Origin of the sequence: Microbacterium sp. ZXX196 (assembly GCF_009709595.1) — a bacterium.
In the GTDB taxonomy this organism is placed as follows: domain Bacteria; phylum Actinomycetota; class Actinomycetes; order Actinomycetales; family Microbacteriaceae; genus Microbacterium; species Microbacterium excoecariae.
Map to the genome: position 1 here is coordinate 1 of NZ_WMEE01000228.1, position 267 is coordinate 267.

Below are 267 nucleotides of genomic sequence, written 5' to 3' on the forward strand. Positions count from 1 at the left end.
TCGATGCGGTGGTGGATCCGTGGGACGAACCCGCAGATCGCGCACATGCGCAGTGCGAGCTCGTCGTCGGCGCTGCCGCGGGAGTTGGTGATCCAGGGGGTTCCCGCCAGGGCGCGCACCTCGGCGTGGGCCGGGCCGGGGCGGGCGCCGTCGCCCGTCGGGCGGATCAGCAGCATCGGCTCGTCACCCAGCTCCCGGGTGGTGACCTCGTCGGGAAACGTCCGGGGGACGAGGCTGTAGTCGTATACCAGCCCCAGGTCGGCCTCG

General features: G+C 72.7%; 1 pseudogene. It reads right to left on the reverse strand.

What is annotated here, in order from left to right:
• Positions 1 to 267 (reverse strand): annotated as a pseudogene (locus GJQ66_RS12855) (hypothetical protein); the annotation flags it as partial.